This is a genomic window from Streptomyces sp. NPDC088747 (assembly GCF_044751025.1).
GTDB lineage: Bacteria > Actinomycetota > Actinomycetes > Streptomycetales > Streptomycetaceae > Streptomyces.
Genome location: NZ_JBIVKZ010000003.1, coordinates 345,236 through 370,477, shown reverse-complemented (window position 1 = coordinate 370,477; position 25,242 = coordinate 345,236). Strand labels below are relative to the sequence as shown.

General features: G+C 70.0%; 20 protein-coding genes. 12 read left to right on the top strand and 8 right to left on the bottom strand.

Annotated features, from left to right (window positions below; all coding sequences use genetic code 11):
• Positions 1 to 25 precede the first annotated feature (25 nt).
• Positions 26 to 1,624 (bottom strand): hypothetical protein, encoded by a 1,599-nt coding sequence (locus ACIP79_RS10025; RefSeq protein ID WP_401221667.1) that lies wholly within the window; start codon positions 1,622 to 1,624, stop codon positions 26 to 28.
• Between the two features lie 699 nt (positions 1,625 to 2,323).
• Between ACIP79_RS10025 and ACIP79_RS10020 the strand changes: the two genes are divergently transcribed.
• Positions 2,324 to 3,430 carry a hypothetical protein gene (locus ACIP79_RS10020; RefSeq protein WP_401222108.1) on the top strand — a complete coding sequence of 369 codons (1,107 nt, stop codon included), beginning with the start codon at positions 2,324 to 2,326 and terminating at the stop codon, positions 3,428 to 3,430.
• A 145-nt stretch (positions 3,431 to 3,575) separates the two neighbouring features.
• Positions 3,576 to 4,529, top strand: coding sequence for a class I SAM-dependent methyltransferase (locus ACIP79_RS10015; protein ID WP_401221664.1), 954 nt, complete (start codon positions 3,576 to 3,578; stop codon positions 4,527 to 4,529).
• A 6-nt stretch (positions 4,530 to 4,535) separates the two neighbouring features.
• Here ACIP79_RS10015 and ACIP79_RS10010 read toward each other — a convergent pair whose 3' ends face one another.
• From ACIP79_RS10010 to ACIP79_RS09995, 4 genes are read right to left on the bottom strand one after another with little or no spacing between them, the layout of a single operon-like run.
• A complete protein-coding gene (locus tag ACIP79_RS10010; RefSeq protein WP_401221661.1) occupies positions 4,536 to 5,300 on the bottom strand; it encodes a succinate dehydrogenase/fumarate reductase iron-sulfur subunit in 765 nt (254 codons plus the stop codon).
• A complete protein-coding gene (locus ACIP79_RS10005; protein WP_401221659.1) occupies positions 5,297 to 7,342 on the bottom strand; it encodes a fumarate reductase/succinate dehydrogenase flavoprotein subunit in 2,046 nt (681 codons plus the stop codon). The genes ACIP79_RS10010 and ACIP79_RS10005 overlap by 4 nt, the downstream gene beginning before the upstream one ends.
• Positions 7,343 to 7,358: 16 nt before the next feature.
• Entirely contained in the window at positions 7,359 to 8,180 is an 822-nt protein-coding gene (locus ACIP79_RS10000) for a hypothetical protein (protein WP_383680267.1), read from the bottom strand.
• A gap of 36 nt (positions 8,181 to 8,216) precedes the next feature.
• On the bottom strand, positions 8,217 to 8,504 hold the full coding sequence (locus ACIP79_RS09995) for a hypothetical protein (RefSeq protein ID WP_383680268.1): 288 nt from the start codon (positions 8,502 to 8,504) through the stop codon (positions 8,217 to 8,219).
• A 329-nt stretch (positions 8,505 to 8,833) separates the two neighbouring features.
• Here ACIP79_RS09995 and ACIP79_RS09990 point away from each other — a divergent pair, with 329 nt between their 5' ends.
• From ACIP79_RS09990 to ACIP79_RS09960, 7 genes are all read left to right on the top strand, one after another.
• Positions 8,834 to 11,140, top strand: coding sequence for an ABC transporter family substrate-binding protein (locus ACIP79_RS09990; protein ID WP_401221655.1), 2,307 nt, complete (start codon positions 8,834 to 8,836; stop codon positions 11,138 to 11,140).
• Positions 11,141 to 11,612: 472 nt separating this feature from the next.
• Positions 11,613 to 13,520 carry a translational GTPase TypA gene (typA, locus tag ACIP79_RS09985; RefSeq protein ID WP_387182133.1) on the top strand — a complete coding sequence of 636 codons (1,908 nt, stop codon included), beginning with the start codon at positions 11,613 to 11,615 and terminating at the stop codon, positions 13,518 to 13,520.
• A gap of 644 nt (positions 13,521 to 14,164) precedes the next feature.
• A complete protein-coding gene (locus tag ACIP79_RS09980) occupies positions 14,165 to 15,193 on the top strand; it encodes an ABC transporter permease (protein WP_401221652.1) in 1,029 nt (342 codons plus the stop codon).
• Between the two features lie 101 nt (positions 15,194 to 15,294).
• Positions 15,295 to 17,091, top strand: a complete 1,797-nt coding sequence (locus tag ACIP79_RS09975) for an ABC transporter substrate-binding protein (protein ID WP_401221649.1) — start codon at positions 15,295 to 15,297, stop codon at positions 17,089 to 17,091.
• Positions 17,092 to 17,177: 86 nt separating this feature from the next.
• Entirely contained in the window at positions 17,178 to 18,155 is a 978-nt protein-coding gene (locus tag ACIP79_RS09970) for an ABC transporter permease (protein ID WP_401221646.1), read from the top strand.
• A gap of 77 nt (positions 18,156 to 18,232) precedes the next feature.
• Positions 18,233 to 19,297 (top strand): ABC transporter ATP-binding protein, encoded by a 1,065-nt coding sequence (locus ACIP79_RS09965; RefSeq protein WP_401221643.1) that lies wholly within the window; start codon positions 18,233 to 18,235, stop codon positions 19,295 to 19,297.
• A 47-nt stretch (positions 19,298 to 19,344) separates the two neighbouring features.
• Positions 19,345 to 20,430, top strand: coding sequence for an ABC transporter ATP-binding protein (locus ACIP79_RS09960; RefSeq protein WP_401222106.1), 1,086 nt, complete (start codon positions 19,345 to 19,347; stop codon positions 20,428 to 20,430).
• A gap of 31 nt (positions 20,431 to 20,461) precedes the next feature.
• Here the strand turns inward: ACIP79_RS09960 and ACIP79_RS09955 are convergent, their stop codons facing one another.
• The gene (locus tag ACIP79_RS09955) at positions 20,462 to 21,229 is read right to left on the bottom strand and encodes a class I SAM-dependent methyltransferase (protein ID WP_401221641.1); all 768 of its coding nucleotides are present in this window, start codon (positions 21,227 to 21,229) and stop codon (positions 20,462 to 20,464) included.
• A gap of 100 nt (positions 21,230 to 21,329) precedes the next feature.
• On the opposite strand from ACIP79_RS09955, the gene ACIP79_RS09950 reads away from it, so the two are divergent.
• Genes ACIP79_RS09950 through ACIP79_RS09940 form a run of 3 tightly spaced genes read left to right on the top strand, consistent with a single transcriptional unit; the run spans position 21,330 to position 22,940 of the window.
• Entirely contained in the window at positions 21,330 to 21,992 is a 663-nt protein-coding gene (locus ACIP79_RS09950) for an HAD family hydrolase (RefSeq protein WP_401221638.1), read from the top strand.
• 41 nt (positions 21,993 to 22,033) lie between these two features.
• Complete coding sequence (locus ACIP79_RS09945; protein ID WP_401221636.1) at positions 22,034 to 22,543, top strand: DinB family protein; 510 nt, start codon at positions 22,034 to 22,036, stop codon at positions 22,541 to 22,543.
• A 22-nt stretch (positions 22,544 to 22,565) separates the two neighbouring features.
• Positions 22,566 to 22,940 (top strand): VOC family protein, encoded by a 375-nt coding sequence (locus ACIP79_RS09940; protein WP_401221633.1) that lies wholly within the window; start codon positions 22,566 to 22,568, stop codon positions 22,938 to 22,940.
• A gap of 159 nt (positions 22,941 to 23,099) precedes the next feature.
• On the opposite strand, the gene ACIP79_RS09935 is transcribed toward ACIP79_RS09940, so the two are convergent.
• Positions 23,100 to 24,146: an ABC transporter ATP-binding protein gene (locus tag ACIP79_RS09935; protein WP_401221630.1), complete on the bottom strand. Its 1,047-nt coding sequence runs from the start codon at positions 24,144 to 24,146 to the stop codon at positions 23,100 to 23,102.
• 26 nt (positions 24,147 to 24,172) lie between these two features.
• Positions 24,173 to 25,210 carry an ABC transporter ATP-binding protein gene (locus ACIP79_RS09930; RefSeq protein ID WP_401221627.1) on the bottom strand — a complete coding sequence of 346 codons (1,038 nt, stop codon included), beginning with the start codon at positions 25,208 to 25,210 and terminating at the stop codon, positions 24,173 to 24,175.
• Positions 25,211 to 25,242 lie beyond the last annotated feature (32 nt).

Below are 25,242 nucleotides of genomic sequence, written 5' to 3'. Positions count from 1 at the left end.
GGTCGGCTCCGGGCGCCGCGTTGGCCTACGGCGCCGGTTCGTCGGGTGGCAGTGCCCTCCGGGCCCGTGTCCGGGGGCCGCCGAAGCTCGCGGGACCGCCGTCAGGCAGCAGGACGCCTCCGAGTACGGCGCCGCCCGCCCCGCCGCCCTCGGACAGCGGATGCCCGTACGCCCGTACGTCCCGTTCGGCGAGGACCCGCGCCCGCTGGGCCAGGGTCTCGGCGGCCGGGGCGTCGGCGTGGTCGTGAGCCAGGTGCCGTTCGGCCTCCGCCAGGCGGGCGCGCGCCTCCCAGCCCACCGCCCCGCGGTGCGTGGCGACGAAGTCGGCCGCGATGGCGGTCGAACTGGCCGCCGGGAGCAGGGCGTGGTCGAGGAGCCCGTCGGCGAGACCCGACCCCGCCCCGGCCACCCGGCGCAGCGCGTCCAGCGGGTCGTGGGCGCCGAGGGCCGACAGCGCGTTCCGTACGTCGGTGAGGACCGACTCGGCGTGTACGACCCGGCCGGACAGCTCGGGCGGACCGGCGGCCGTGCCGTCCAGGCGGGCGTGCGCCTCGGTGACGCCGGTCTCCAGCGCGGCGAGCGCGGCGGGCAACCGCTGTGCCGCGGCGGCCAGTTCGTCCGCGAGCCGTTCGACGCCGTGGACGAGGACGGCCGCCTGGGCGATGGCTCCCTCGGCGGCGCGCAGGTCCGCGACGGCGCGGTCGACGGTGCCTGCGTCAACTGCGTCAACTGCGCCATCGCTCCGGTCGCTCCGGTCGCCGCGGTCGAGGGACTGCCGTGACCGGTTGAGGCGTGTCGTCGCGAACAGGAGCCGGTCCTTGGCCTGTTCGACGTTGCCCGCCACGGCGAGGGACGCGGAGGGGGCGAACCGTTCCCGGAGTTCGCCGAGCGTCGACTCTGCGGCCGGAGTGCGGGCGGCGAGTTCCCGGAAGCGGGTCTCGGCGTACGCCAGTGCGGTGGGGGTGTTCCGCTCCAGGGCGCGCAGCTGGTCGAACCCGGCCGCCGCCGCGTCCAGTTGGAGACCGGCCTCCGTGCAGCGGGTGACGGTCTCCTCCAGCAGGCGCCGGGCCTCGTCGGTGTCCGCCGTGTCGTCCCTGCGCCGCCGTAGCCGGAAGGCCGCCGCCAGCTCGGACCTCGCGGTCGCCAGTGCCCGTGTGTACGGCTCCGTCTCCTCCTCGCCGAACAGGCCGGTGACGAAGCCGAGTTCCTCCGCGCTGGTGCGGACACAGTCGTCGGTGCCGACGAGCGACCGCTGGGCCCGCCGGTCCAGTTCGGTGAGCGGTACGAGCCCCTGGGCCGCCCCGCCGGGGGTCGTACGCGTCCTCGCCCGCCGTCTGCGCCGGGTGTACGTGTATGCCGTCAGCGCGCCTGCCGCGCCCACCGCGGCGACCGGCAGTACGAGATCGCCGCTGCCTGTCCCGTCCTCGCTCGGGGCGGCCTCGGACGCCAGCGCCTCCGTGCCCCGCGAGACGGTCACCCGATCGTGATCATCATCGCCCCTCCCGGTGAGCGGCAGCACCAGCCACCCCACCACCACCAGGCCTCCGACCAGCCCGTACGCACCCCGCACGGCTATGTGCGACGCCGCGCGGCGCGACCTGCTTCCACTCCGGAACGACGTCACATTTGGGAGCGTATGACCGCCCGCGCCCCGCCGCGACCGGGGTACGCCGACGCGGGGCTGCTTAGGGTACGGAGGATGCGCGGGCACACCGGAGGGGGCACGGGGATGAACACGGGACAGACGGCATCCGAGCCGCCGGCACGCCCCACTTCGGACGCGACCCCTCCCACCGGCAAGCGTCCCGACACCGACCGGGCGAACCGGCCCGACGACGAGCACCGCCCGCCCGCCGCCGTGCCCGGCCGTGAGCCCCGTGCGGACCTCGACGCCGACGCAGTTCCCGACGCCGGGACGGGCATGGACTCTGGAGCCGGGACGGAGCCCGGGTCCGGCCGGGCGGACCAGCCCGAGGGCGAGCGTCTACCGCCCGGTCCGCGGCGGTCCGGCCCCGCGTCGGGCCCTGAGACCCGTCCGGAGGCCGGGGCGGATCCCGACCCCGGGGCAGACCTCATCCCGGCCCCGGGGCTCATCCCGGACCCGGACCCGGACCTCGTCCCAGACACCGGCGCGGCCCCCGTCCCGGACACGGGCTCGGACCTCCACCCGGACACGGGCCCTGTCTCGGACCCGGACCTCGCCTCGGCCCCGGCCCCCGCCCCTGACGCGGGGCTCGAATCCGACGAGAAGCCCGTCACCTCCGCGAAGCCCGGTGTCGCCGTCGACCCGGAACTCGGCACCGACGCGGAGCCCGGAGTCGCCGTGGACCCGGAACCCGGCACCGACCCGGAAGCCGGCACCGACGCGCGGCAGACCCGCCGTCGAGTCGCCCCCGCCCGGCGGATCGTGCGGGTCTGGCGGCACCCCCGGCTTCGGTGGGCCAGGCGGATCGCTCTCGGGGTGGTGATTCTGTTGGTGGTGCCGGTGCTCGGGGCGGGGGTGGCGTTGCGGGTGAATTATGCGGGGGATCCGGGGGGCGGGACGCAGAGCAGGGATCGGGACGCGTTGTGGTTGGGGCATGCCTGGATCGACGGGCGGAAGACGGGCGCCGACGTCACCGCGCTCGCGCGGCGGTTGGGGGGCACCGGGATACGGGATCTGTACGTGCACGCGGGGCCGTTGGAGCACGACGGGTCGTTGCCCGTGTCGGCCTACCCGCGGGCGGAGTGGCTGATCAGGGCCGTGCACCGCGAGTTGCCCGGCGTACGGGTGCAGGCCTGGCTCGGTGACGTACTGGCGGGTGAGGGCCCGGAAGGGCTGCGGCTGGAGCGAGAGGAGACACGGGCCGCAGTGGTCGGGTCCACCGAACAGGTCCTCGGCGCCGGCTTCGAGGGGGTCCACTTCGACCTGGAGCCGCTGCACTCGGACGACCAGGACTACCTCTCCCTCCTCGACGCCCTGCACACGGTCACCCGGGACCGCGGCGTCGCCCTCTCCGTCGCCGCCCACCAGATCGACCCGTTCCCGGCCGCGAACTCCGTCAGGGGTGCCCTCACCGGCCACCCCAAGTGGTGGACCCAGGAGTACTTCGGCCAGGTCGCCCGCCGGGTCGACCAGATCGCCCTCATGTCGTACGACACCGCGCTTCCGCTGGAGAGCCTGTACGGCGGCTACGTCGCCCAGCAGACCTCCCTCGCCCTCGAAGTCACCCCGGAGTCCACGGACCTGCTGATGGGCCTGCCGTTCTTCCACGACGACGACATGAGTCACCACGAGGACGCCGAGACGGCCGGGGCGGCCGTCCGCGGCGCCCGTCTCGGCCTCTCCCGCACGGACCGCGACCGGGAGCGTTTCGGCGTCGCGCTCTACATCGACTTCGCCGCCGAGGAGTCGGACTGGGCCGCGTACAGGGAGGGCTGGGTGTCCTGACCGGAGCGGCCGGGCGGTGACGCGGGCATTCCGTCACCCAGAAGTCATCCGTGCTTTCCCCGTAGGGAGGCCCTTGTTGGTTGTGGACGGGGTCTGAGGGCTCTACCGTCCACCTCCCCTACCACCCCGTGAGGGTCACACACTGATGCGAGCGTTACTCACCAGCAGGGTTGCCCGGCGTGTCCTGCGTCCCGTAGCCGACCTCATCGACCAGCGCATAGAGCGCCAGGTCCGTCGTATCGTCGGGACCCCCTCGGGGAAGATCCCGGCGAAGGTCCCGGCCGGCGCCGCCGACGAGGCGCTGCTCCAGGAACTGAAGAAGCTGCGGGCCCGCCAGCGTCCCCTGGAGCTGTTCTTCGACGGCACCGGGCGCGGCGCGTCCCGGCTGCCGTCCGCGCCCCATCTCAACCGCACGATCAGCGAGTTGGCGGAGGTGACCGGGGACAGGGAGGGCGCCGAGCGCAACACCGCCCAGGCGTTCCGGCTGCTCATCGCGATGGAGGCGCTCGGGGTCGGCCGGATCGCCGGCGGCACGATGAACATCGTCGGCAAGCTGTCCGCCGTGCCGCTGCTCGACCCGCCGAACGAGGAGATCCTGGAGATCGGCACCCTGTACGGGATGTTCGGCGCGGCCCTGATCCGCATGATGGAGCGCGCCGGCCGCGACCCGAGCCTGACGATCGTCGACCCGCTCGCGGGGCTCCAGCTTCAGCCCGGAACCACCATGGGCGGCGACGTCACGGGCACGCCCGTGCGCGAGGCCGCCGTGCGCACCAACCTGGCGCTGGCCGGTGCGGCCGGTGCCGCGGCCCGCATCCAGCAGGGCTTCTCCGAGGACCCCGAGATCCGCGCCCTGGTCTCCGACCGCGCCTACGGCGTGATCATCGTCGACGGCGACCACTCCGCCGCCGGTGTCGCGGCCGACCTGGAGTGGGCCGAGCAGATCGTCGCGCCCGGCGGCATCGTCGTCCTGGACGACTTCGGTCACCCCAAGTGGCCCGGTATCAAAGAGGCCTTCGAGAAGCACATGACCAGGGACACCAAGCTGAGGTTCCTCGGCCAGGTGGCCCACTCCGGTTACCTCCGGGCAGAGGCGTGAGACCCCTCAGGTGCGCCGCCTGATCTTGCTCCCGAGCCACACGAGAGGGTCGTACTTGCGGTCGACGGCCCGTTCCTTCAGGGGGATCAGCGCGTTGTCCGTGATCTTGATGCCCTCGGGGCACACCTCGGTGCAGCACTTGGTGATGTTGCAGTAACCAAGGCCGTGTTCGTCCTGGGCCGTGCGTTTGCGGTCCAGGCCGGACTCGGCGGCGGCGTCCAGCGGGTGCATGTCCAGTTCCGCGACCCGCATCAGGAACCGCGGTCCCGCGAACGCCGGTTTGTTCTCCTCGTGGTCCCGGACGACATGGCAGGTGTCCTGGCACAGGAAGCACTCGATGCACTTGCGGAACTCCTGCGGACGGTCCACGTCCTCCTGCTGCATCCGGTACTTGCCCGGCTCCAGGTCCGGCGGCACGAAGGACGGGATCTCGCGCGCCTTCGTGTAGTTGAAGCCGACGTCCGTGACCAGATCCCGGATGACGGGGAAGGCGCGCAGCGGTGTGACGGTGATCGTCTCCTCCCGGCTGAACACCGACATCCGCGTCATGCACAGCAGCCGCGGCCGTCCGTTGATCTCGGCCGAACACGAACCGCACTTGCCCGCCTTGCAGTTCCAGCGCACGGCCAGGTCGGAGGCCTGGGTCGCCTGGAGCCGGTGGATGATGTCGAGCACCACCTCACCGTCGTTGACCTCGACCTCGAAGTCCTTCAGGCCGCCGCCCTTCACGTCTCCGCGCCACACCTTGAAACGGGCCTCGTAGCTGCTCACTCGTAGAGCTCCTCTTCGGCGAGGTACTTGACCAGCTCCTCCTTGTCGAAGAGGGCGAGCAGGTCGGGGCGGATGGGTTCGGTGTCCTCGCGGGTCAGCTCGATCTGGCCGTGTACGGGGTCGGTGGCCGCCAATCCGCCGGTGGGATCGGTCAGTTGGCACAGGAGGTTGGCGCGGCGCCAGGCGCGCTCCATCGCCGGGTGGTCCTCGCGGGTGTGGCCGCCACGGGACTCCGTACGCTCCAGGGCGGCCCGTGCGACGCACTCGCTGACGAGGAGCATGTTGCGCAGGTCCAGGGCGAGGTGCCAGCCCGGGTTGAACTGACGGTGGCCCTCGACCCCGGCCCGGCGGGCCCGTACCCGCAGATCCGCGAGCTTCTCCAGGGCCGCCTCCATCTCCTCCTGCCGGCGGATGATGCCGACCAGGTCGTTCATCGCCTGCTGGAGTTCCTGGTGGAGGGTGTACGGGTTCTCGGGCGGCCGTCCGGCGGATGTCCGGGGGGCCGCCGCCGGGGCAGCGTCCTCCACGCCCGCCGGGGCAGGGTCCTCCACGCCCGCCGGGACCGCGTCCTCCACACCTGCCGGGACCGCGTCCTCCAGCCCGGTTTCGGGGCCCTCGGCCGAGAAGGGCCGCAGGGCCTCGGCCGCCGCCGTGTCGATCTGGATCTCGTCCAGCGGGGGCCGCTCACCGAGTTCGGCCGCGTACCGAGCCGCGTGCAGGCCCGCCCGGCGTCCGAACACCAGCAGGTCCGAGAGCGAGTTGCCGCCGAGCCGGTTGGAGCCGTGCATACCGCCGGCCACCTCACCGGCGGCGAACAGACCGGGTACGCCGCGTGCCGCCGCGGTGTCCGACTCGACCGCGATGCCGCCCATGACGTAGTGGCAGGTCGGGCCGACCTCCATCGCCTCGGCGGTGATGTCGACGTCCGCCAGCTCCTTGAACTGGTGGTACATGGACGGCAGTCGGCGCCGGATCGCCTCGGCGGGCAGCCGGGTGGAGACGTCCAGGAAGACGCCGCCGTGCGGGGTTCCGCGGCCCGCCTTCACCTCGGAGTTGATGGCGCGGGCCACCTCGTCACGGGGGAGCAGCTCGGGGGGACGCCGGTTGTGGTCCGGGTCCTCGTACCACCGGTCGCCCTCTTCCTCGGACTGCGCGTACTTCTCCTTGAAGACGTCCGGGATGTAGTCGAACATGAAGCGTTTCCCGTCGGAGTTCCTGAGCACACCGCCGTCGCCGCGCACCGACTCGGTGACGAGGATGCCCTTCACCGACGGCGGCCAGACCATGCCCGTCGGGTGGAACTGCACGAACTCCATGTTCAGCAGCGGCGCCCCGGCCAGCAGGGCCAGCGCGTGCCCGTCGCCCGTGTACTCCCACGAGTTCGACGTCACTTTGAAGGACTTGCCGATGCCGCCCGTGGCGATCACGACCGACGGCGCCTCCAGGACGAAGAAGCGGCCCGACTCGCGCTCGTAGCAGAAGGTCCCGGAGACGCGGGCACCGTCCTTCAGGATCCGGGTGACGGTGCACTCCTGGTACACCTTCAGGCGGCTCTCGTAGTCGCCCGTCTCCTTCATGTCCTCCTGCTGGAGGGACACGATCTTCTGCTGGAGGGTGCGGATCAGCTCCAGGCCCGTACGGTCGCCGACGTGCGCGAGCCGCGGGTACTCGTGCCCGCCGAAGTTGCGCTGCGAGATCCGGCCGTCCTTCGTCCGGTCGAAGAGGGCGCCCCAGGTCTCCAACTCCCATACGCGGTCCGGCGCTTCCCGCGCGTGCAGCTCGGCCATCCGCCACTGGTTGAGGAACTTCCCGCCCCTCATGGTGTCGCGGAAGTGGACCTCCCAGTTGTCACCGGAGTTGACGTTGCCCATGGCGGCGGCGATCCCGCCCTCGGCCATCACCGTGTGGGCCTTGCCGAACAGGGACTTGCAGATCACGGCGGTACGCGCGCCGCGCTCGCGTGCCTCGATGGCGGCGCGCAGTCCGGCGCCCCCGGCACCGACCACGACGACGTCCCACTCCTGCCGGTCGACCACGGACATCACAGGGCCCCACTCACTAGAAGAAGCGCGGATCGTCGAAGGCGCCGGAGGCGACGAGATACACATAGAAGTCGGCGAGCGCCACACTCACCAACGACGCCCAGGCGAGCAGCATGTGACGGTCGTTCAGCCTGCCCACCCACTGCCACATCCGGTAGCGCACGGGATGCCTGGAGAAGTGCTTCAGCTTGCCGCCCACGATGTGCCGGCAGGAGTGACAGGACAGCGTGTACGCCCAGATCAGCACGATGTTGAGCAGGAAGACCAGGGTGCCGAGACCCATGTGCCCCCACTCGTAGTGCTCGTCGCGGAAGGCGAGCACGGTGTCGTACGTGAGGATCCCGGCGACGAGGATGGCCGCGTAGAAGAAGTACCGGTGGACGTTCTGGAACACCAGCGGGAAGCGGGTCTCACCGGTGTACTTCTTGTGCGGCTCGGCGACCGCGCAGGCCGGCGGGCTCGCCCAGAAGCCGCGGTAGTAGGCCTTGCGGTAGTAGTAGCAGGTCAGCCGGAAGCCGAGCGGGAAGATCAGGATGATGACGGCGGGGGAGATGCCCCACCAGCTCCCGAACAGGTCCGCGTTGGGCCCGGAGCGCATCGGCTCGCAGCGGTCGGCCAGACAGGGCGAGTAGAACGGCGAGACGTACGGCGCCGCGTAGTAGTCCGTCTCGGCGAACGCCCGCCAGGTCGAGTAGACGATGAAGGCCAGCAGTCCGGCCGCGGTGACGGCGGGCGCCAGCCACCAGCGGTCCGTCCGCAGGTGCGGGGCGCTGATCGCGGCGCGTGTACCGGCGCGTACACCGCCGCTCTTGGGATGGGGTTCCGTACCAGTGGCCAACTCATGACTCCGGTCGGGATCGGGGGCGTGGCGGACTCAGGGGGCGCGGCGGTCGCGGGAGCCGAGGCCCTCGTCGTCCGAGTCCGTCCACAGGGAGGTGTCGTAGGGCGTGTCGGGGATGGAGACGAGGTCGGGCCGCCTTGGGGCGGACAGGCCCGGGGCGGCCTCCCTCAGCAGCGCGACGCTCTCGCGGAGGTGGTCGGCGTCGGTGCGCACGCGGCGCATCTCCAGCCCCTCACCGATCTGCTGCTCCAGGCGTCCCACCGACCTCGCGAGGTCGTCGAGGCAGCGCTGAACTGATGTCAGGTCGTCCTGCACGGACATGACTTGCCCTCTCTTTCACGGACCCGCGGGCCCGAGGCGGCAACGTTCATGCGCCTGCGAGTGTCGCGCGTCACATGAGCCCGTGTGAAGGCGTGTGCATGGATTGGTGGATCTCACTCGTCCGTACGCCCCCGCCGCACGCTGGGCGCGCGCCGGGGCCGGGGGCCGCGAACAGTCGTCGTTGCGCCGCACGGGTGGGCTTTCCGCCCGGCGCCGCCGTGTCGCAGCCTCGGCCCCGCCCCCCTCCCCTTCAGTGGGTGCATAGATCTGATCAGCTCCATATACGGCCAAACGTGATCAGAGCCGAGCGTCCCCCGGAGGTTGCAGTGATGTCCCACGACGGCGTCGGTCTGCGCGCGGTGATGCGCTCGGTCGCGTTTCTCACCGCGGGCGCGCTCGCGGTGCCCCTGCTCACCGCGTGCAGCACGCAGGACCAGGCCGGCAAGCCGGTCGCCGGGCAGGACATCGCGCCCGCGACCCGCGACCGGATCGCCGACGGCGGCACCCTGCGCTGGGCCGTGGACGCCGTACCGGAGACGCTCAACACCTTCCAGGCGGACGCCGACACCACGACGTCCAGGGTCGCCGGCGCCGTACTGCCCTCGATGTACCGGCTCGACGCGAACGGCCGGCCGCGGGTCGACACGGCCTACCTGGAGTCCGCGAAGGTCGCCGAGCGCGAGCCCAAGCAGGTCGTGCTCTACAAGCTCAACCAGCAGGCGGTGTGGAGCGACGGCCGGGAGATCGGCGCCGCCGACTTCGCCGCCCAGTGGCGTGCCCTGTCCGGGAAGGACTCCGCGTACTGGACGGCCCGCAACGCCGGCTACGACCGCATCGAGAAGATCGAGCGCGGCGCCGGCGACCTGGAGGTCAAGGTCACCTTCAGCCGCCCGTACGCCGACTGGAAGTCGCTGTTCTCGCCGCTGTACCCGAAGGACGTCATGGGCACCCCGGACACCTTCAACGACGGCGCGCGCCGCAAGCTGAAGGTCACCGCCGGACCCTTCGCGCTCAAGAAGGTCGACCGCGAGGACGGCAAGGTCACCCTCGCCCGCAACCCGCGCTGGTGGGGCCGCCCCACCAAGCTCTCCGAGATCGTGCTGCGCGCCGTACCCCGGGACGAGCGGGCCGCCGCGCTCGCCGAAGGCAAGCTCGACCTGGCCGAGATCGACCCCGCCGACGCCCGGCGGATCACCCGTGTCACCGGCGCCAAGGGCAGTGCGCCCCACCAGGGCCCCGGCGCCGAGCTCACCCCCGCGAAGGCGTTGCGTTCCTGGGCCCTCGCGCACGGCTCCGACGAGGAGGCCGCGGGCGAGGAGATCAGCGCCCGCGAGAAGCGGCGCGCGGCGATGGCGGAGTACGCGGGCCGGCAGTCCGCGCTGCGCGGTTTCGTGGTCCGCAAGTCCCTCGAACCCGCCTACACCCAGCTCGCGATGAACGGCTCCGAGGGCCCCCTCGCCGACGAGCGCGTCCGCCGCGCCGTGGCCCGCGCCCTCGACCGCGAGGAACTCGCCAAGGTGGTCCTCGAACCCCTCGGGCTGCCCGCCGTGCCCGTCGGCAGCCATCTCGCGCTCGCCGGCCAGGGGGCGTACGCCGACAACAGCGGCGCCCTCGGCGGGCAGGACACCGCCGAGGCGCGGGCACTGCTCGCGGACGCCGGGTGGGTGCCGGGCGGCCCGGTCAAGGAGCGGAAGAAGGCGGAGGAGGCGGCCGGGTCCGAGGGCGAGGGCGCTGTCTCGCGGGAGGGCTCCGGCGAGAGCTCCGGCGAGAGCTCCGGGGAAGGCTCGGGCGAGGGCTCGGGAGAAGGCTCGGGCGAGGGTTCGGGAGAAGGCTCGGGCGAGGGTTCGGGAGAAGGCTCCGAAGGGGGCTCGGACGACGGGACGTACATCGTCGGCGAGGACGACAAGCCCGCCGAGGCCGACCGGGAGAAGAAGAAGGACCCCAAGGACCACTCCGGGAAGCAGTACGGGCGCAACGAGGCCCAGGGCGCCAAGCACGGCGGAGCGCCCGGCGCGTACGCGCCCAAGGGCACGGCCGCCCCGGCGGGCACCGCGGCCGCCCTCGCCAAGGACGGCAAGCCCCTGACGCTCCGCTTCGTGGTGCCCACCGGCGCCGGCTCGGAGTCGCTGCGCGCCGTCGCCGACCGCGTCTCGCGGATGCTGGAGCGCGTCGGCATCCGTACGGAGATCAACAGGGTCCCGGACGACAGCTACTTCAAGGACCACATCGCGTCCGGCGACTACGACCTGGCGCTGTACTCCTGGCCCGCCTCCGCCTTCCCGGCCACCGACGCGCGGCCCATCTACTCCAAGCCCGTACCGGCGGCCGACGGCTCCCTCACCGTCGAGCAGAACTACACCCGCGTCGGCACCGACCAGGTCGACCAGCTCTTCGACCAGGCCATCGCCACCCTCGACGAGGAGGAGGCGCGCTCCCTGGTCCGCAAGGCCGACGCCCGTATCTGGGCCGCCGCCGGATCGATTCCCCTCTACCAGCGCCCCCAGCTGACGGCCGCCCGCACCAACCTCGCCAACACCGGCGCCTTCGGCTTCCAGACGCCGGTCTACGAGGACATGGGCTTCCTGAAGAAGGGGGCGCAGGGCGCGCCGCGGGCGGAGAAGAAGAAGGACAAGTAGCGCGCACCTCCGGAGCCGGGCGTTCCGGACGAAGTCGGGGAGTACTTCGCGTGGCACCCGGGGGACGCCGAGGGGTCGTCCCGCGCCGCGGTGTCCGGCGGCCCGGTCGGGGCCGGATCCACCCGCCCTCGTCCGGGCCGCGGCCGTGCCGAGCCGGACGGGGCCATGCGCCGGACCGTGACGAGACCGGTCGTACGTCCATGACCTGCGGTGATTCCAGCGATCGCGGAGAGCGTGTCACGTCGGACGCCGCCGCGGCCGCGGTCGCCCGGCGGATCGGCCCGGCCGCCACGCCCGCCGCGGGAACCGCCCGTGCGGGAGCCCGCGAGTACGGCCCAGGAGCCCGGCGCACAGGCCCGCGGAGGCCGCCGGTGTCCGGGCCCCGTACCATGGGGTAAGGCCGTGGCGTGTTCAGCCCGGCAGGCCCCGCGCTGCGGAGGCCGTCCACTCACTCCGGGAGAAGCGCCTCAATATGGCCACGCGCCACGACATCCGCAACGTTGCCATCGTCGCCCACGTCGACCACGGCAAGACCACTCTGGTCGACGCCATGCTCAAGCAGGCCGGTGCCTTCGCCGCGCACGCCGCCGAGTCGCTCGACGACCGCATGATGGACTCGAATGACCTGGAGCGTGAGAAGGGCATCACGATCCTGGCCAAGAACACGGCCGTGAAGTACCACCCGAAGGATGGCGGCGACGTCATCACCATCAACATCATCGACACCCCCGGTCACGCCGACTTCGGTGGCGAGGTCGAGCGCGGCCTGTCGATGGTGGACGCGGTCGTGCTGCTGGTCGACGCCTCCGAGGGCCCGCTGCCCCAGACGCGGTTCGTGCTGCGCAAGGCGCTGCACGCCCGGCTGCCCGTCATCCTGTGCATCAACAAGACGGACCGGCCCGACTCGCGCATCGACGAGGTCGTGAACGAGGCGTACGACCTCTTCCTCGACCTCGACGCCGACGAGGACCAGATCGAGTTCCCGATCGTCTACGCGTGTGCGCGTGACGGCGTGGCCTCGCTGACGAAGCCGGAGAACGGCACCGTCCCGGCCGACAGCGACAGCCTGGAGCCCTTCTTCTCCACGATCCTCTCGCACGTCCCGGCCCCGGAGTACGACGAGGCGGCCCCCCTCCAGGCGCACGTCACCAACCTGGACGCCGACAACTTCCTCGGCCGTATCGCGCTGCTCCGCGTCGAGCAGGGCGAGCTGCGCAAGGGCCAGACCGTCACGTGGATCAAGCGCGACGGCACGATGTCCAACGTGCGCATCACCGAGCTGCTGATGACCGAGGCGCTCACCCGCAAGCCCGCCGAGAAGGCCGGCCCCGGTGACATCTGTGCCGTCGCCGGCATCCCGGACATCATGATCGGCGAGACGCTGGCCGACCCCGAGAACCCGATCGCGCTGCCGCTGATCACGGTCGACGAGCCGGCGATCTCGATGACCATCGGTACCAACACCTCGCCGATGGTCGGCCGCGGCGCCACCGGCAAGGGCGCGGACGCCAAGGCCGCGGTCAAGGACCGCAAGGTCACCGCCCGCCAGGTCAAGGACCGCCTCGACCGCGAGCTGATCGGTAACGTCTCGCTGCGCGTGCTGGACACCGAGCGTCCGGACGCCTGGGAGGTCCAGGGCCGTGGTGAGCTCGCGCTCGCCATCCTGGTCGAGCAGATGCGCCGTGAGGGCTTCGAGCTGACCATCGGCAAGCCCCAGGTCGTCACGCAGATGATCGACGGCAAGGTCCACGAGCCGGTCGAGCGCATGACCATCGACGTCCCCGAGGAGCACATGGGCGCGGTCACGCAGCTCATGGGCGTCCGCAAGGGCCGCATGGACAACATGTCGAACCACGGCTCCGGCTGGGTCCGTCTGGAGTTCGTCGTGCCGTCCCGCGGCCTCATCGGGTTCCGGACCGAGTTCCTCACGGGCACGCGTGGCACCGGCATCGCGCACTCGATCCACGAGGGTCACGAGCCCTGGTTCGGCGTGCTGACGACCCGTAACAACGGCTCCCTGGTCGCCGACCGCGCCGGCGCCGTCACGGCGTTCGCGATGACGAATCTCCAGGAGCGCGGCGTGCTGTTCACCGACCCCGGCACCGAGGTGTACGAGGGCATGATCGTCGGCGAGAACTCGCGCTCCGACGACATGGACGTGAACATCACCAAGGAGAAGAAGCTCACCAACATGCGGTCGGCCGCGGCCGATTCCTTCGAGGCGATCGTCCCGCCGCGCAAGCTCTCGCTGGAGCAGTCGCTGGAGTTCTGCCGCGACGACGAGTGCGTCGAGGTGACCCCGGAGGCCGTTCGCATCCGCAAGGTCAAGCTGGACGGCCGTGAGCGCGCCCGCGCCGCGAGCCGCGCCAAGAACGGCTGATCCGGTCGCTCCGGGCGGCTCCGGCTGACCCTGATCGGGGTCGCCGACAAGGCCGCGAGCATCGGCAACCGAGCCCGGGTCCCCCCATGATGGGGGGACCCGGGCTTTCTGCTGCGCAAGAACTAGCCGCGCCACAAACCCCTCGCAACTGGTTTTCCCGTCGCGCCGTGTCCGAAATGCGGTTCCTCCCGCCCGATACGCATGTAACAAGTCCGTTTCGCGGGCTTCTCTCTCAGATCATTTTGTCCAGATTTTGGAAGATGTACGCATCAGCTGTGATGGAACCGAGACCTAAAGGCAGTGGTCGGTATCTGGCTCATGTCAGATAGTTAGCCGCGTAACGCTCGGGTCAATGGGTCATGCGCTGCGGGGGCAGCGTTCGACTCACGAGCACAGTGGGGTGTCTGACCCTCCGTCAGGGGTGTCGGAGGTCAGACGGAGAACCCCTTGTCCGTGCACCGGTTGAGTCATGAGGAGGCACAAGATGCCAACTACGCGTGTTCACCTGCGAGTTGTCGCCCGCCGCGCCCTGGCGCTCAGCGACCTCTAGGCATACGTCTCTCCTGATTCACATGGTCCGAACCCTGGACGCCCACAACCCTGTGGCGGCCATGGGCTCGGCGTACCCATGAAATGGACGAACCATGACCAGTCCGATCGAGATCAAGGGCGCGGAAGCCTCCACCGAGGTCGACGAGAAGGCCGAGCCGAAACGTTCCGAGAAACCGGAGAAGTTGGCGGGGCGTTCACCCGGCCAGCTCATGTGGCGCCGCTTCAAGCGCGACCGCACCGGTGTGCTCTCCGCGTACATCGTGTTCTTCTACTTCCTGATCGCCGCTCTCGCTCCGCTGATCTCGAAGCTGTACGGCAAGAACCCGTACACGCTCTACGGGCAGGAAGACCCGACGCTCCTCAACGACTTCAACATGCCGGCGGGGCCCAACGGCGGCATCACCTCGGAGTACTGGTTCGGCATCGAACCCACCCTGGGGCGCGATGTGTTCATGCAACTCCTGTACGGCATGCGCACCTCGCTCTACACGGCGCTCGCCGCGACCGTCGCCATGGTGGTCATGGGCATCCTGATCGGCCTGGTCGGCGGGTACTTCGGCGGCAGGGTGGACTACTGGCTCGGCCGGTTCACGGACTTCCTGCTGGCCTTCCCCAGCCAGCTGTTCATGATCGCGTCGATGCCCGTCATCACCGTGATGTTCGTCGCCCCCGACGAGGAGACCCCCACCTACATCCGCACGCTCGCCATCGTCGGCGTGCTCTGGTTCCTGGGCTGGATGGGACTCTCCCGGCTGATCCGGGCGGTCACCCTCTCGCTGCGTGAGCGGGAGTTCGTGGAGGCCGCGAAGGTCGCCGGCGCCTCGCCGTGGCGCATCATCCGCAAGGAACTGCTGCCCAACCTCGTGACCCCGATCCTGGTGCAGGGCACGTACATGCTGCCCAGCACCATCCTCTCGGTCGCGTTCCTCTCTTTCGTCGGCGTGGGTTACACCGAGCCGACCCCTGACTGGGGACGGATGTTCGCCATCGGGTCGGACATCTACGAGCAGGACCCCGTCTACATGTTCTTCCCGGGTGTCGCCATGGTCGTCTTCGTCGTGGCGTTCAACCTCCTCGGGGACTCCGTCCGGGATGCGTTCGATCCCAAGACGGGCCGCTGATTCCAGCGAGGGCCGCTGCCACCCGGGAGCCGGCGACAACCGGCCGTGCACTGCAAGGCAGCACCAGTGATCACTACTCACAGGCAGGTGGACTCAACTCCATGAGCATCCTCAGTTCCCTCAGAGGGCGGACCGCAGTCGCCGCGGTCGCGGTCGGCGCCCTGGCGCTGGCCGGCTGCAGCAGCAGTGACAGCGGCAGCAACAAGGACACCAGCAAGCAGAAGAAGGACGCCGCCGCGCAGTCCCAGGCGGTCAAGTTCGGTACGGCCGCGGACTCCACGGGTCCCGCCGAGGAGGTCACCGGAGCCAAGCCCGGCGGCACCGTGCAGGTCTATCAGGAGACCGACTTCTCGCACCTGGACCCCGCGCAGATCTACGTCAGCGACGGCGGCCTGCTCTCCAAGCTGATCTACCGCGGTCTGACCACGTACATAGAGGACGGCAAGGGCGGCCTGACCGTCGTCGGCGACCTCGCCACCGACCCCGGCAAGATCTCCGAGGGCGGCAAGACCTGGACGTACACGCTGAAGGACGGCATCAAGGACGAGACCGGTCATGTGATCGACTCGGCCGACGTCCGGCACACCTTCGAGCGGCTCTACGACCCGTTCATCACGGACGGCCCGTCGTACATCCAGCAGTGGCTGTCCGGCTCCGGCACCGCCTACCGTGACGCGTACGAGGGTCCGTTCAAGGGCAAGCACCTGCCGGACACCGTGCTGGAGACGCCCGACGCGAAGACCATCGTCTTCAAGTTCAAGACCCCGCAGCCCGACCTGGCGCAGGCGCTGGCCATGGCCGGTTACTCCATCGTTCCGGAAGAGACGGACACGAAGGAGAAGTACGACACCGACCCGGTCGCCGTCGGCCCGTACAAGATCTCGGAGTTCAAGCCCGGCAAGAGCGTCAAGCTGGTCAAGAACACCAACTGGGACGCGAAGACGGACCCGATGCGCCACCAGTACGTCGACGGTTTCGACCTTGAGGTCAACCACGACGACGAGGACCAGACCAAGACGATCCTCGCCGACCGCGGCGACGCCAAGAACTCGATCATGATGACCGGCCAGGTCGCCACCACGCAGGTGCAGAAGGTCGTGTCCGACGCCGCCGCGATGAAGCGCACGGTCCAGGGCTACGCGCCCTACGTCTGGCAGCTGAACTTCAACCTCGACCGCATGAAGGACAAGAAGCTCCGCGACGCGATCACCCTCGCCCTGCCGGCCACCTCGATCTTCCGGGCCGACGGCGGTAACTACGGCGGTGAGGTCGCCAACAGCCTGATGTCGCCGACCACTCCGGGCTACGACAAGTCGTACGACCCCTTCAACCGGGCCAAGAAGCCCAACGGTGACATAGCGGCGGCCAAGAAGCTGGTCGAGGAAGCCGGCGCCGAGGGCAAGAAGGTCGTCTACGCCTACTCCAACACCCCGGTCCGCCAGCAGCAGGCCATCCTCATCGAGGACGCCCTCACCAAGATCGGTCTGGACGTCCAGAAGAAGGAGATCGACTCCGCCACCTGGTACGAGCAGGTCGGCAAGGTCGACAACGGACTCGACCTCTACATGACCGGCTGGGGCCAGGACTGGCCGTCCGCCAACACGGTGTTCCCGCCGCTGTACGACGGCACGCAGATCCAGGACGGTTCGTCGAACTACGCGCACATCAACGACGACCACGTGAACTCCGAGATCGCCCGCATCCAGAAGATCACGGACTCCGCGGAGGCCTCCAAGGCCTGGAACACCCTCAACCAGTACATCAGCGAGAAGGTCAACCCGGCCGCGCCGATCTACTACACCAAGGTGTTCCAGATCGCCGGCTCCAACGTCGGTGGCCTGCGCTACTCGACGGTGACCAGCTACATCGACCCGACCCGGGTCTTCCTCAAGAGCTGACCACGGTCCCGGGGGCGCGCTCAGCCGAGCGCGCCCCCGGGTGCTCCTGTCCCTGGCCGCAGCCGTCCCGAGAGCAGCGTTCCGCCATGCTTCGATTCATCCTTCGCCGGACGTTCGGCGCGATGCTCATCCTTCTGCTGATCAGCGTCGTCACGTTCCTCATGTACTACGCCATCCCCCAGGACCCGGCGACGCTCTCGTGCGGCAAGAACTGCACTCCGGACGCGCTCGCGATCATCCACAAGAACCTGGGCATGGACGACCCACTGCCCGTGCAGTACTGGAAGTTCCTCTCCGGCGTCTTCGTCGGACGCGACTTCGCCGTCGGCCACTGCCCGGCCCCCTGCTTCGGCGTCTCCTTCCGTGACCAGCAGATGGTCTGGGACACGATCATGGACCGCTTCCCGCTGACGCTCTCGCTCACGATCGGCGGCCTGGTCGTCTTCCTCATCGTCGGTCTCGGCACCGGCATGATCGCCGCGCGCTACCGGGGAACCTGGCTGGACAAGGGCGCCAGCAGCATCTCGCTGGTGCTCAGCTCCTTCCAGATCTACTTCCTCGGCCCGATCGTCCTCGGCATCTTCGTCTACAGCACGGGCTGGCTGGACAAGCCCAAGTACGTGCCGCTGACCGACGATCCGTGGGGCTGGTTCATGGGCCTGCTGATCCCCTGGCTCGTCATGTCCGTGATCTTCACCGCCAACTACACGCGTATGGCACGCTCGACGATGATCGAGCAGCTCCAGGAGGAGCACGTGCGCGCCGCCCGCGCGAAGGGCATGTCCGGCCGATACGTCTTCTTCCGGTACGCCTGGCGCGGCTCGCTCATCCCCATCCTCACCATCCTCGGAATGGACCTCTCCGCGCTGCTCGGCGGCGCCATCGTCACCGAGTTCACCTTCGGTCTCGCGGGTCTGGGCCGGCTCGCGGTGGATTCGGTGGTCGGCAAGGACCTGCCGAAGCTGATGGGCGTGATGCTCGTGAGCGCCGCGTTCATCCTTGTACTGAACGTCATCGTCGACGCCCTGTACGCGGTGGTCGATCCACGCGTACGACTGGCGTAGGCCCTCATCCGCAGTGCCGCGGTAGCTGTGCCGCAGACCCGCTCGTCGTCCTGCTCGTAGTACCGGGAGAAACCGCAGTGACCACTCTCACCAAGCCGGAGGACGCGCCGGCTCCCACCGGATCCGACGCGTTTCTGTCGGTCCGCGACCTGCATGTCCGGTTCTCCACGGAGGACGGCGACGTCAAGGCGGTCGACGGTCTCTCCTTCGATCTGGAGCGCGGTACGACCCTCGGAATCGTCGGCGAGTCCGGGTCCGGGAAGTCCGTCACCAACCTGACCGTCCTGGGCCTGCACAGCAAGCTGAACACCACCGTCGAGGGCGAGATCGTCCTCGACGGCAAGGAGTTGACCACCGCCACGGAGAGCGAGCTGGAGCAGCTCCGCGGCAACAAGATGGCGATGATCTTCCAGGACGCGCTGACCGCACTGTCGCCGTACCACACGGTCGGGCGGCAGATCGGCGAGCCGTTCCGCAAGCACACCGGAGCTTCCAAGAGGGAGGCGAGGGAACGGGCGATCGAGATGCTGACCAAGGTCGGCATCCCGCACGCCAGGGAGCGGGTGGACGACTATCCGCACCAGTTCTCCGGCGGTATGCGCCAGCGCGTGATGATCGCGATGTCGCTGGTCTGCAACCCCGATCTGCTGATCGCCGACGAGCCGACGACGGCCCTCGACGTGACCGTCCAGGCGCAGATCCTCGACCTGCTCAAGGACCTCCAGCAGGAGTTCGGGTCCGCCATCATCATGATCACCCACGACCTCGGGGTGGTCGCGAACATGGCGGACGACCTGCTCGTGATGTACGCGGGCCGGGCGGTGGAGCGCGGCACGGTCCGCCAGGTGCTCAAGGAGTCGCAACACCCCTACACCTGGGGCCTGTTGGGATCCATGCCGCGCCTCACGGCCGACGTCGACGAACCGCTGATGCCCATTCCGGGCGCGCCGCCGTCGCTGCTGAACCCGCCGTCGGGCTGCCCCTTCCACCCGCGGTGCACCTTCACCGCCGAGGTCGAGGGCTCCGACCGCTGCGTGGACGTGCGACCCGAACTGCCGGTGGGGCGCGGCTCGGCCTGCCATCTGACGTTGGACCAAAAGAGCCACATCTTCACCGACACGATTCGGCCCAGGCTGGGCTGAGGGGACTGACTGTGAGCGACGAGAAAACCGCGGTCGTGACCGACGCGATCCCCGGGCAGCGGGACGAGAAGCCTGAGCCGCTGCTGAGTGTCAAGGGCCTGAAGAAGCACTTCCCGGTCAAGGGAGGCTTCCCGATCAAGCGAACGGTCGGCGCCGTCCAGGCCGTGGACGGCGTCTCCTTCGACGTGTTCCCCGGCGAAAGCCTGGGCCTGGTCGGCGAGTCGGGCTGCGGCAAGTCCACGACTGGACGGCTGCTGACCAAACTCCTGGAGCCGACGGGAGGCACGATCTCCTACCGCGGGAAGGACATCAGCAACTCCTCCCGGCGCCAGCTGCGTCCGATCCGTTCCGAGATCCAGATGATCTTCCAGGATCCGTACGCCTCCCTGAACCCCCGTCAGACGGTGGGCACGATCATCTCCGCCCCGATGGAGATCAACGGCGTCAATCCGCCGGGCGGCCGTGAGGCCCGGGTGCGGGAACTGCTGGAGACCGTCGGCCTCAACCCCGAGCACTACAACCGCTTCCCGCACGAGTTCTCCGGCGGCCAGCGGCAACGCATCGGCGTGGCGAGGGCGTTGGCCCTGTCGCCCAAGCTGATCGTGGCGGACGAGCCGGTGTCCGCGCTGGACGTGTCGATCCAGGCGCAGGTGGTGAACCTCCTCCAGGAGGTCCAGCGGGAGATGGGCATCGCGTTCGTCTTCATCGCCCACGACCTGGCGATCGTGCGGCACTTCTCGCACCGGGTGGCGGTCATGTACCTCGGCAAGATCGTCGAGATCGCCGACCGCACGTCCCTCTACACCGGGCCGCGTCACCCCTACACGCACGCGCTGATGTCGGCCGTCCCCGACGCCGACATCGACGCCGAGAAGAAGGAACGCATCCGCCTGGAGGGCGACGTACCCTCGCCCATCTCGCCGCCCTCGGGCTGCCGCTTCCGCACCCGCTGCTGGAAGGCGCAGGACAAGTGCGCGCAGGAGGAGCCGCCGCTGGTCCGGATCTCGGGGAACGCCGAGGGCCACCTGACGGCGTGCCACTTCCCGGAGGACCCGACGATCGAGGCCCGCGCGGAGGACATCATCATGGATCCGGCGCTGGCGGCGCTGGAGGACGAGATCGCGAAGAGCTGAGGTTCAGAGCGTCGTCACGGGGCGGGCCGCGCTACTGATCCCCGGGTCCGGGCCGCGGCGAAGATTCCCGGGGCCGGGCCACGGTGATGATCTCCGGGGCGGTGGGGGTGAACGGCCCCCGCCGCCAGTCCCCGAACCGCTCGTGGACGGCGAATTCCGCTTCGGTGAGGAACCCGTCGAGCTCCGCCGGGCCGAGGAACCGCAGCGTGCTGCGGCTCATCCGCGGCCGGTCCCACCGCGGGTGCTCGAACGTCTCGGTGAACGTGACCCGGTCCCCGGCGACCGGGGTCTCGACGTCGTGCCGGACGCGTACGACCTCGCCGTGGGCGTCCGTCGCCTCGCGCGTCCGCTCCGGAGTCCAGCTCTCCCAGGCGCGGGCCGCCGGGTTGCGGGTCTCGAAGACGAACCGGCCGTCCTCGCCGAGGGCACGGCGGGCCGCGGCCAGGGCCAGGCGCAACTCACCGTCCGTCAGCAGGACTTGGAAAGCGTGGCCGGTCATCACGACGAGGTCGAACTCCCGCTCCCACCGTGTCGTGGTGAGATCCCCGAGCACCCACTCGACATCCGCCCGCCGCCGCGCCTGGACCAGCATCGCCGCGGCGGGGTCGAGCCCGCAGAGCCGCCCCTCGTGCCCGGCCTCGCGGGCCCGCCCGAGCAACATCCCCGTCCCGCAGCCGACGTCGAGGACGGACCGGGCGGACAGTACGAGATCCAGGTAGAAGTCCTCGGCGGGACCCCATGGATTGAGGGTGTCGTACAGGGCGGCCAGTGAGAGGTCACTGAACGAACGGTCAGCCATCGAAGCAGTCTGTCAGCCCGTGGGCCCGCTCGGACCACTGACCGGGACACTGGCGGCGACCTGCCGGACCGCGGGCCGACCGCGGTGAGGGGAGGGGGAGTTGGAGCGGCACGCGGTGGCCGCCGTCCTCTTCGACGTGGACGGTGTGCTGATCGACACCGCCGACGCGCACGGACGCGTCTGGCGTGCCTGGGCGAGAGGGCACGGACTCGACCCGGAGGCGGTCTGGCGGGCCACGCAGGGCCGGCGTCGCACGGACATCCTCCGGCTGCTGGTCCCCGGACGGGATCCCGCCGGGGAACACCTGGCCCTGGACCGGCTGATGGCGGCCGAGGAGCCCGGCTTCCGCGCCTTCGACGGGGCCCGCACGCTCCTGCGGTCCCTGCCGCCGCACCGGTGGGCGGTCGTCACCTCCGGCCGCGCGCGTCCCACCGAGGCCCGCCTCGCCCGGACCGGGCTGCCCGTTCCCGGCGTACGGGTGTGCGCCGAGGACGTCCGCGAGGGCAAGCCGTCACCGGAGGGGTATCTCACCGCCGCCGCACGCCTGGGCGTCGACCCGGCCCGCTGTGTGGTCGTGGAGGACTCACCCGTGGGTGTCGAGGCGGGCCTCGCCGCGGGGTGCACGGTGTACGCGGTGGCCACCACCCACCGGCCGGCCGAACTCGCCCGCGCCGACGCCTGGTTCCCCTCGCTGCGGGAGGCGGGCCGTGCGCTGACCGCCGTACCGCCGGGGGAGGGGAGCGGGCCGGACGCGGACGGTTAATCGCTCGACATCGAACCGGCCTGCCGGGATGCTTCACCCCGATGACGACGACGCGAACAGACACGCCTCCCGCCTGGGACGAGCGCACGCAGCTGGCCACCTTCCTCGACTACGCCCGCGCCACGGCCCGCGCCAAGTGCGAGGACGTCTCCCCGGAGAACGCGCGCAAGTCCCTGCTGCCAGGCTCCCCGCTGATGACCCTGAGCGGACTGATCAGCCACCTGCACTGGGTGGAGTACTACTGGTTCCAGGTGGTGTTCCTCGGCGAGGAGGACGAAGGCCCCTGGACGGACGAGGACCCCGACCGCGAGATGCGCATCGCCGTCGACGTCCCGCTGCCGGACCTGCTGGCCGACTACGAGCAACAGTGCGCCCGCTACCGGCGGCTGGTGGCCGAGCACGACCTCGACAGCACCGCCGAGCGCCCCGTCCGCGACGGCCGCCACGTGAACCTCCGCTGGATCATCCTCCACCTGATCGAGGAGACGGCCCGGCACAACGGCCACCTCGACATCTTGCGCGAACTGGCCGACGGCCGGACCGGCGACTAGACCCATGGGAGCGGCAGAACCCTTGAACCCGACCATCCGCACCCTCACCTTCGACTGCACGGGCGACCCGTACGATCTCGGCCTCTTCTGGAGCGAGCTGCTCGGCCGCCCGCTGGCCGACGACGACAAGCCCGGTGACCCGGAGGCGATCATCCGGGACCCGTCCGGCGGCCCGGCGATGCTCTTCGTCCGCGTCCCGGAGGGCAAGACGGCCAAGAACCGCCTCCACCTCGACCTCCAGCCGCAGGGCCGCACCCGCGCCGCCGAGGTGACCCGGGCCCTGGAACTCGGCGCCCACCACATCGCGGACCACACCCGCCCGGACGGCGGCGGCTGGATCACCCTCGCGGACCCCGAGGGGAATGAATTCTGCGTGGAGCGGGGGGAGTTGGGCTGAGCCCCGCGAGCGGGGCCCCGGCACCCCTCGTACGAGAAGAAGGCCCGCACTCCGGAGAGTGCGGGCCTTCGTTCCCCGGGAACCGGACGTTCGTCCGCTCGGGTCAATGGGCCGGCGAAGGTCGGTTCCGTGGGTCGCGGGCTGACGGAATGGGGTGTGTCAGGCCGTGACCTCGGGGTTGTTGGCGAGGCGGGGAGCCGGGACGGTCTCCCTCACCTCGGGGTAGTGGCAGGCGGTCAGATGGCCGTTGCTGCTGCCGCTGATCTGGACCAGCGGCGGAGCCTCCGACGCGCACTTGTCCGTCGCCTTCCAGCAGCGGGTGCGGAAGCGGCAGCCGGAGGGCGGGTTGAGCGGCGAGGGCACGTCACCGGTGAGGAGGATGCGTTCGCGGGACGGGACATCGTCCGCCGTGGCCTCGGGAACGGCGGACAGGAGCGCGCGCGTGTACGGGTGGCGCGGGTTGTCGTACAGGTCCTCGCGGTCGGCGATCTCGACGATCTTGCCGAGGTACATGACGGCGACGCGCTGCGAGAAATGGCGGACGACGGCCAGGTCATGGGCGATGAAGAGGAACGCGATACCCAGGTCCTTCTGGAGATCCTGAAGGAGGTTCACGACCTGTGCCTGGATCGAGACGTCCAGCGCGGACACCGGCTCGTCCGCCACGATCAGCTTGGGCGAGAGGGCCAACGCCCGTGCCACGCCGATGCGTTGCCGCTGGCCGCCGGAGAACTCGTGCGGGAAGCGGTTGTAGTGCTCGGGGTTGAGGCCGACGGTTTCGAGGAGTTCCCGTACGCGGTTTTCGCGGCCGCCCGCCGGGTTGACGTCGTTGATCTCCATCGGACCCGAGATGATCTTTCCGACGGTCTGTCGTGGGTTCAGGGAGGCGTACGGGTCCTGGAAGATCATCTGGATCTCGGAGCGGACCGGGGCGAGCTGCCTGCGGTTCGCGTGCGTGATGTCCTGGCCGCGGTAGCGAATCGAGCCCGCCGTCGGTTCCAAGAGCCGCGTGATCAGCCGGCCCGTCGTCGACTTGCCGCAACCGGACTCGCCGACCAGGCCCAGGCTCTCACCCTCGGCGATCTGGAAGTCGAGGCCGTCCACGGCCTGGACCGCGCCGATCCTCCGCTTGATGGGGAAGCCTCCCATCACCGGGAAGTGCTTGGTCAGGCCGGTGACGTCCAGGAGGGGGTTCGTGTTGCTCATGGTCGTGAAGTCCCGTCTCTTGTACGTCAGTGCGACCGGGTCGCGGCGTAGTCGGTGAAGAAGTCGCGGCGCTGGTCCGCCGTGAGGTGGCAGGCGGCACCTCGCCCGTCCGTGATTACCAGCGGAGGCTGCACGGTGGAGCAGAGACCGCCACCGACCTTCTCCGGGAAGGTGCACCGGGGGTGGAAGCGGCAGCCGGTGGGCGGGTTCAGGAGGGAGGGCGGCGAGCCGGGGATCGGCGACAGCGGAACGTCGACCGGTCCGTCCAGGCTCGGCATCGAACCCAGCAGACCCCAGGTGTAAGGGTGCTGCGGCTGGCGCAGCACCTCCTTCTTGGTGCCGCGCTCCACGCACCGGCCGCCGTACATCACCAGCACGTCGTCCGCGATGTCGGCGATGACACCGAGGTCGTGCGTGATGAAGATGATCGCCGTGCCGAACTCCTGCTGGAGGTCCTTGAGCAGGTCCATGATCTGCGCCTGGACCGTGACGTCCAGCGCCGTGGTCGGCTCGTCCGCGATCAGCAGCTCCGGGTCGCAGACCAGCGCCATCGCGATCATCGCGCGCTGGCGCATACCGCCGGAGAACTGGTGCGGGTAGTCGTCGACCCGCATGTCCGGCTGCGGGATCCCGACCCGCCTCAGCATCTCGATCGCACGGGCCCTGGCCTCCTTCTTGGAGGCGCCGGTGTGCTTGCGGTACGTCTCGCCGATCTGCTTGCCGATCGTGTGGTACGGCGAGAGCGAGGCCAGTGCGTCCTGGAAGATCATGGACATCTTGTTGCCGCGCAGCCGCTCCATCTCCCGCTCGGAGGCGGTCAGCAACTCCTTGCCGTCGAGCAGGATCTCGCCCTCGATGGCGGTGCGGTCGCGGTCGTGCAGGCCCAGGATCGTCAGGTTGGTGACGGACTTGCCCGAGCCGGACTCGCCCACGATGCCGAGCGTCTTGCCCTTGACCAGGTCGAAGGAGAGACCGTCGACGGCCTTGACCATGCCGTCTTCGGTGGAGAAGTGGACCTTCAGATCCCTGACGGACAGGAAGGGCTGCTGATCGGTGCTCGTCACGGGGACGCTCCTGAGGGGGGTGGTGCCGGGGT

Bases quoted from the DNA above. Each gene is read 5' to 3' on its own strand.
- ACIP79_RS10015 (WP_401221664.1), top strand. From the start codon at position 3,576: ATGCGAGCGTTACTCACCAGCAGGGTTGCCCGGCGTGTCCTGCGTCCC.
- ACIP79_RS10005 (WP_401221659.1), bottom strand. From the start codon at position 7,342: ATGTCCGTGGTCGACCGGCAGGAGTGGGACGTCGTCGTGGTCGGTGCC.
- ACIP79_RS09995 (WP_383680268.1), bottom strand. From the start codon at position 8,504: ATGTCCGTGCAGGACGACCTGACATCAGTTCAGCGCTGCCTCGACGAC.
- ACIP79_RS09990 (WP_401221655.1), top strand. From the start codon at position 8,834: ATGTCCCACGACGGCGTCGGTCTGCGCGCGGTGATGCGCTCGGTCGCG.
- typA (WP_387182133.1), top strand. From the start codon at position 11,613: ATGGCCACGCGCCACGACATCCGCAACGTTGCCATCGTCGCCCACGTC.
- ACIP79_RS09980 (WP_401221652.1), top strand. From the start codon at position 14,165: ATGACCAGTCCGATCGAGATCAAGGGCGCGGAAGCCTCCACCGAGGTC.
- ACIP79_RS09975 (WP_401221649.1), top strand. From the start codon at position 15,295: ATGAGCATCCTCAGTTCCCTCAGAGGGCGGACCGCAGTCGCCGCGGTC.
- ACIP79_RS09970 (WP_401221646.1), top strand. From the start codon at position 17,178: ATGCTTCGATTCATCCTTCGCCGGACGTTCGGCGCGATGCTCATCCTT.
- ACIP79_RS09955 (WP_401221641.1), bottom strand. From the start codon at position 21,229: ATGGCTGACCGTTCGTTCAGTGACCTCTCACTGGCCGCCCTGTACGAC.
- ACIP79_RS09945 (WP_401221636.1), top strand. From the start codon at position 22,034: ATGACGACGACGCGAACAGACACGCCTCCCGCCTGGGACGAGCGCACG.
- ACIP79_RS09935 (WP_401221630.1), bottom strand. From the start codon at position 24,146: ATGAGCAACACGAACCCCCTCCTGGACGTCACCGGCCTGACCAAGCAC.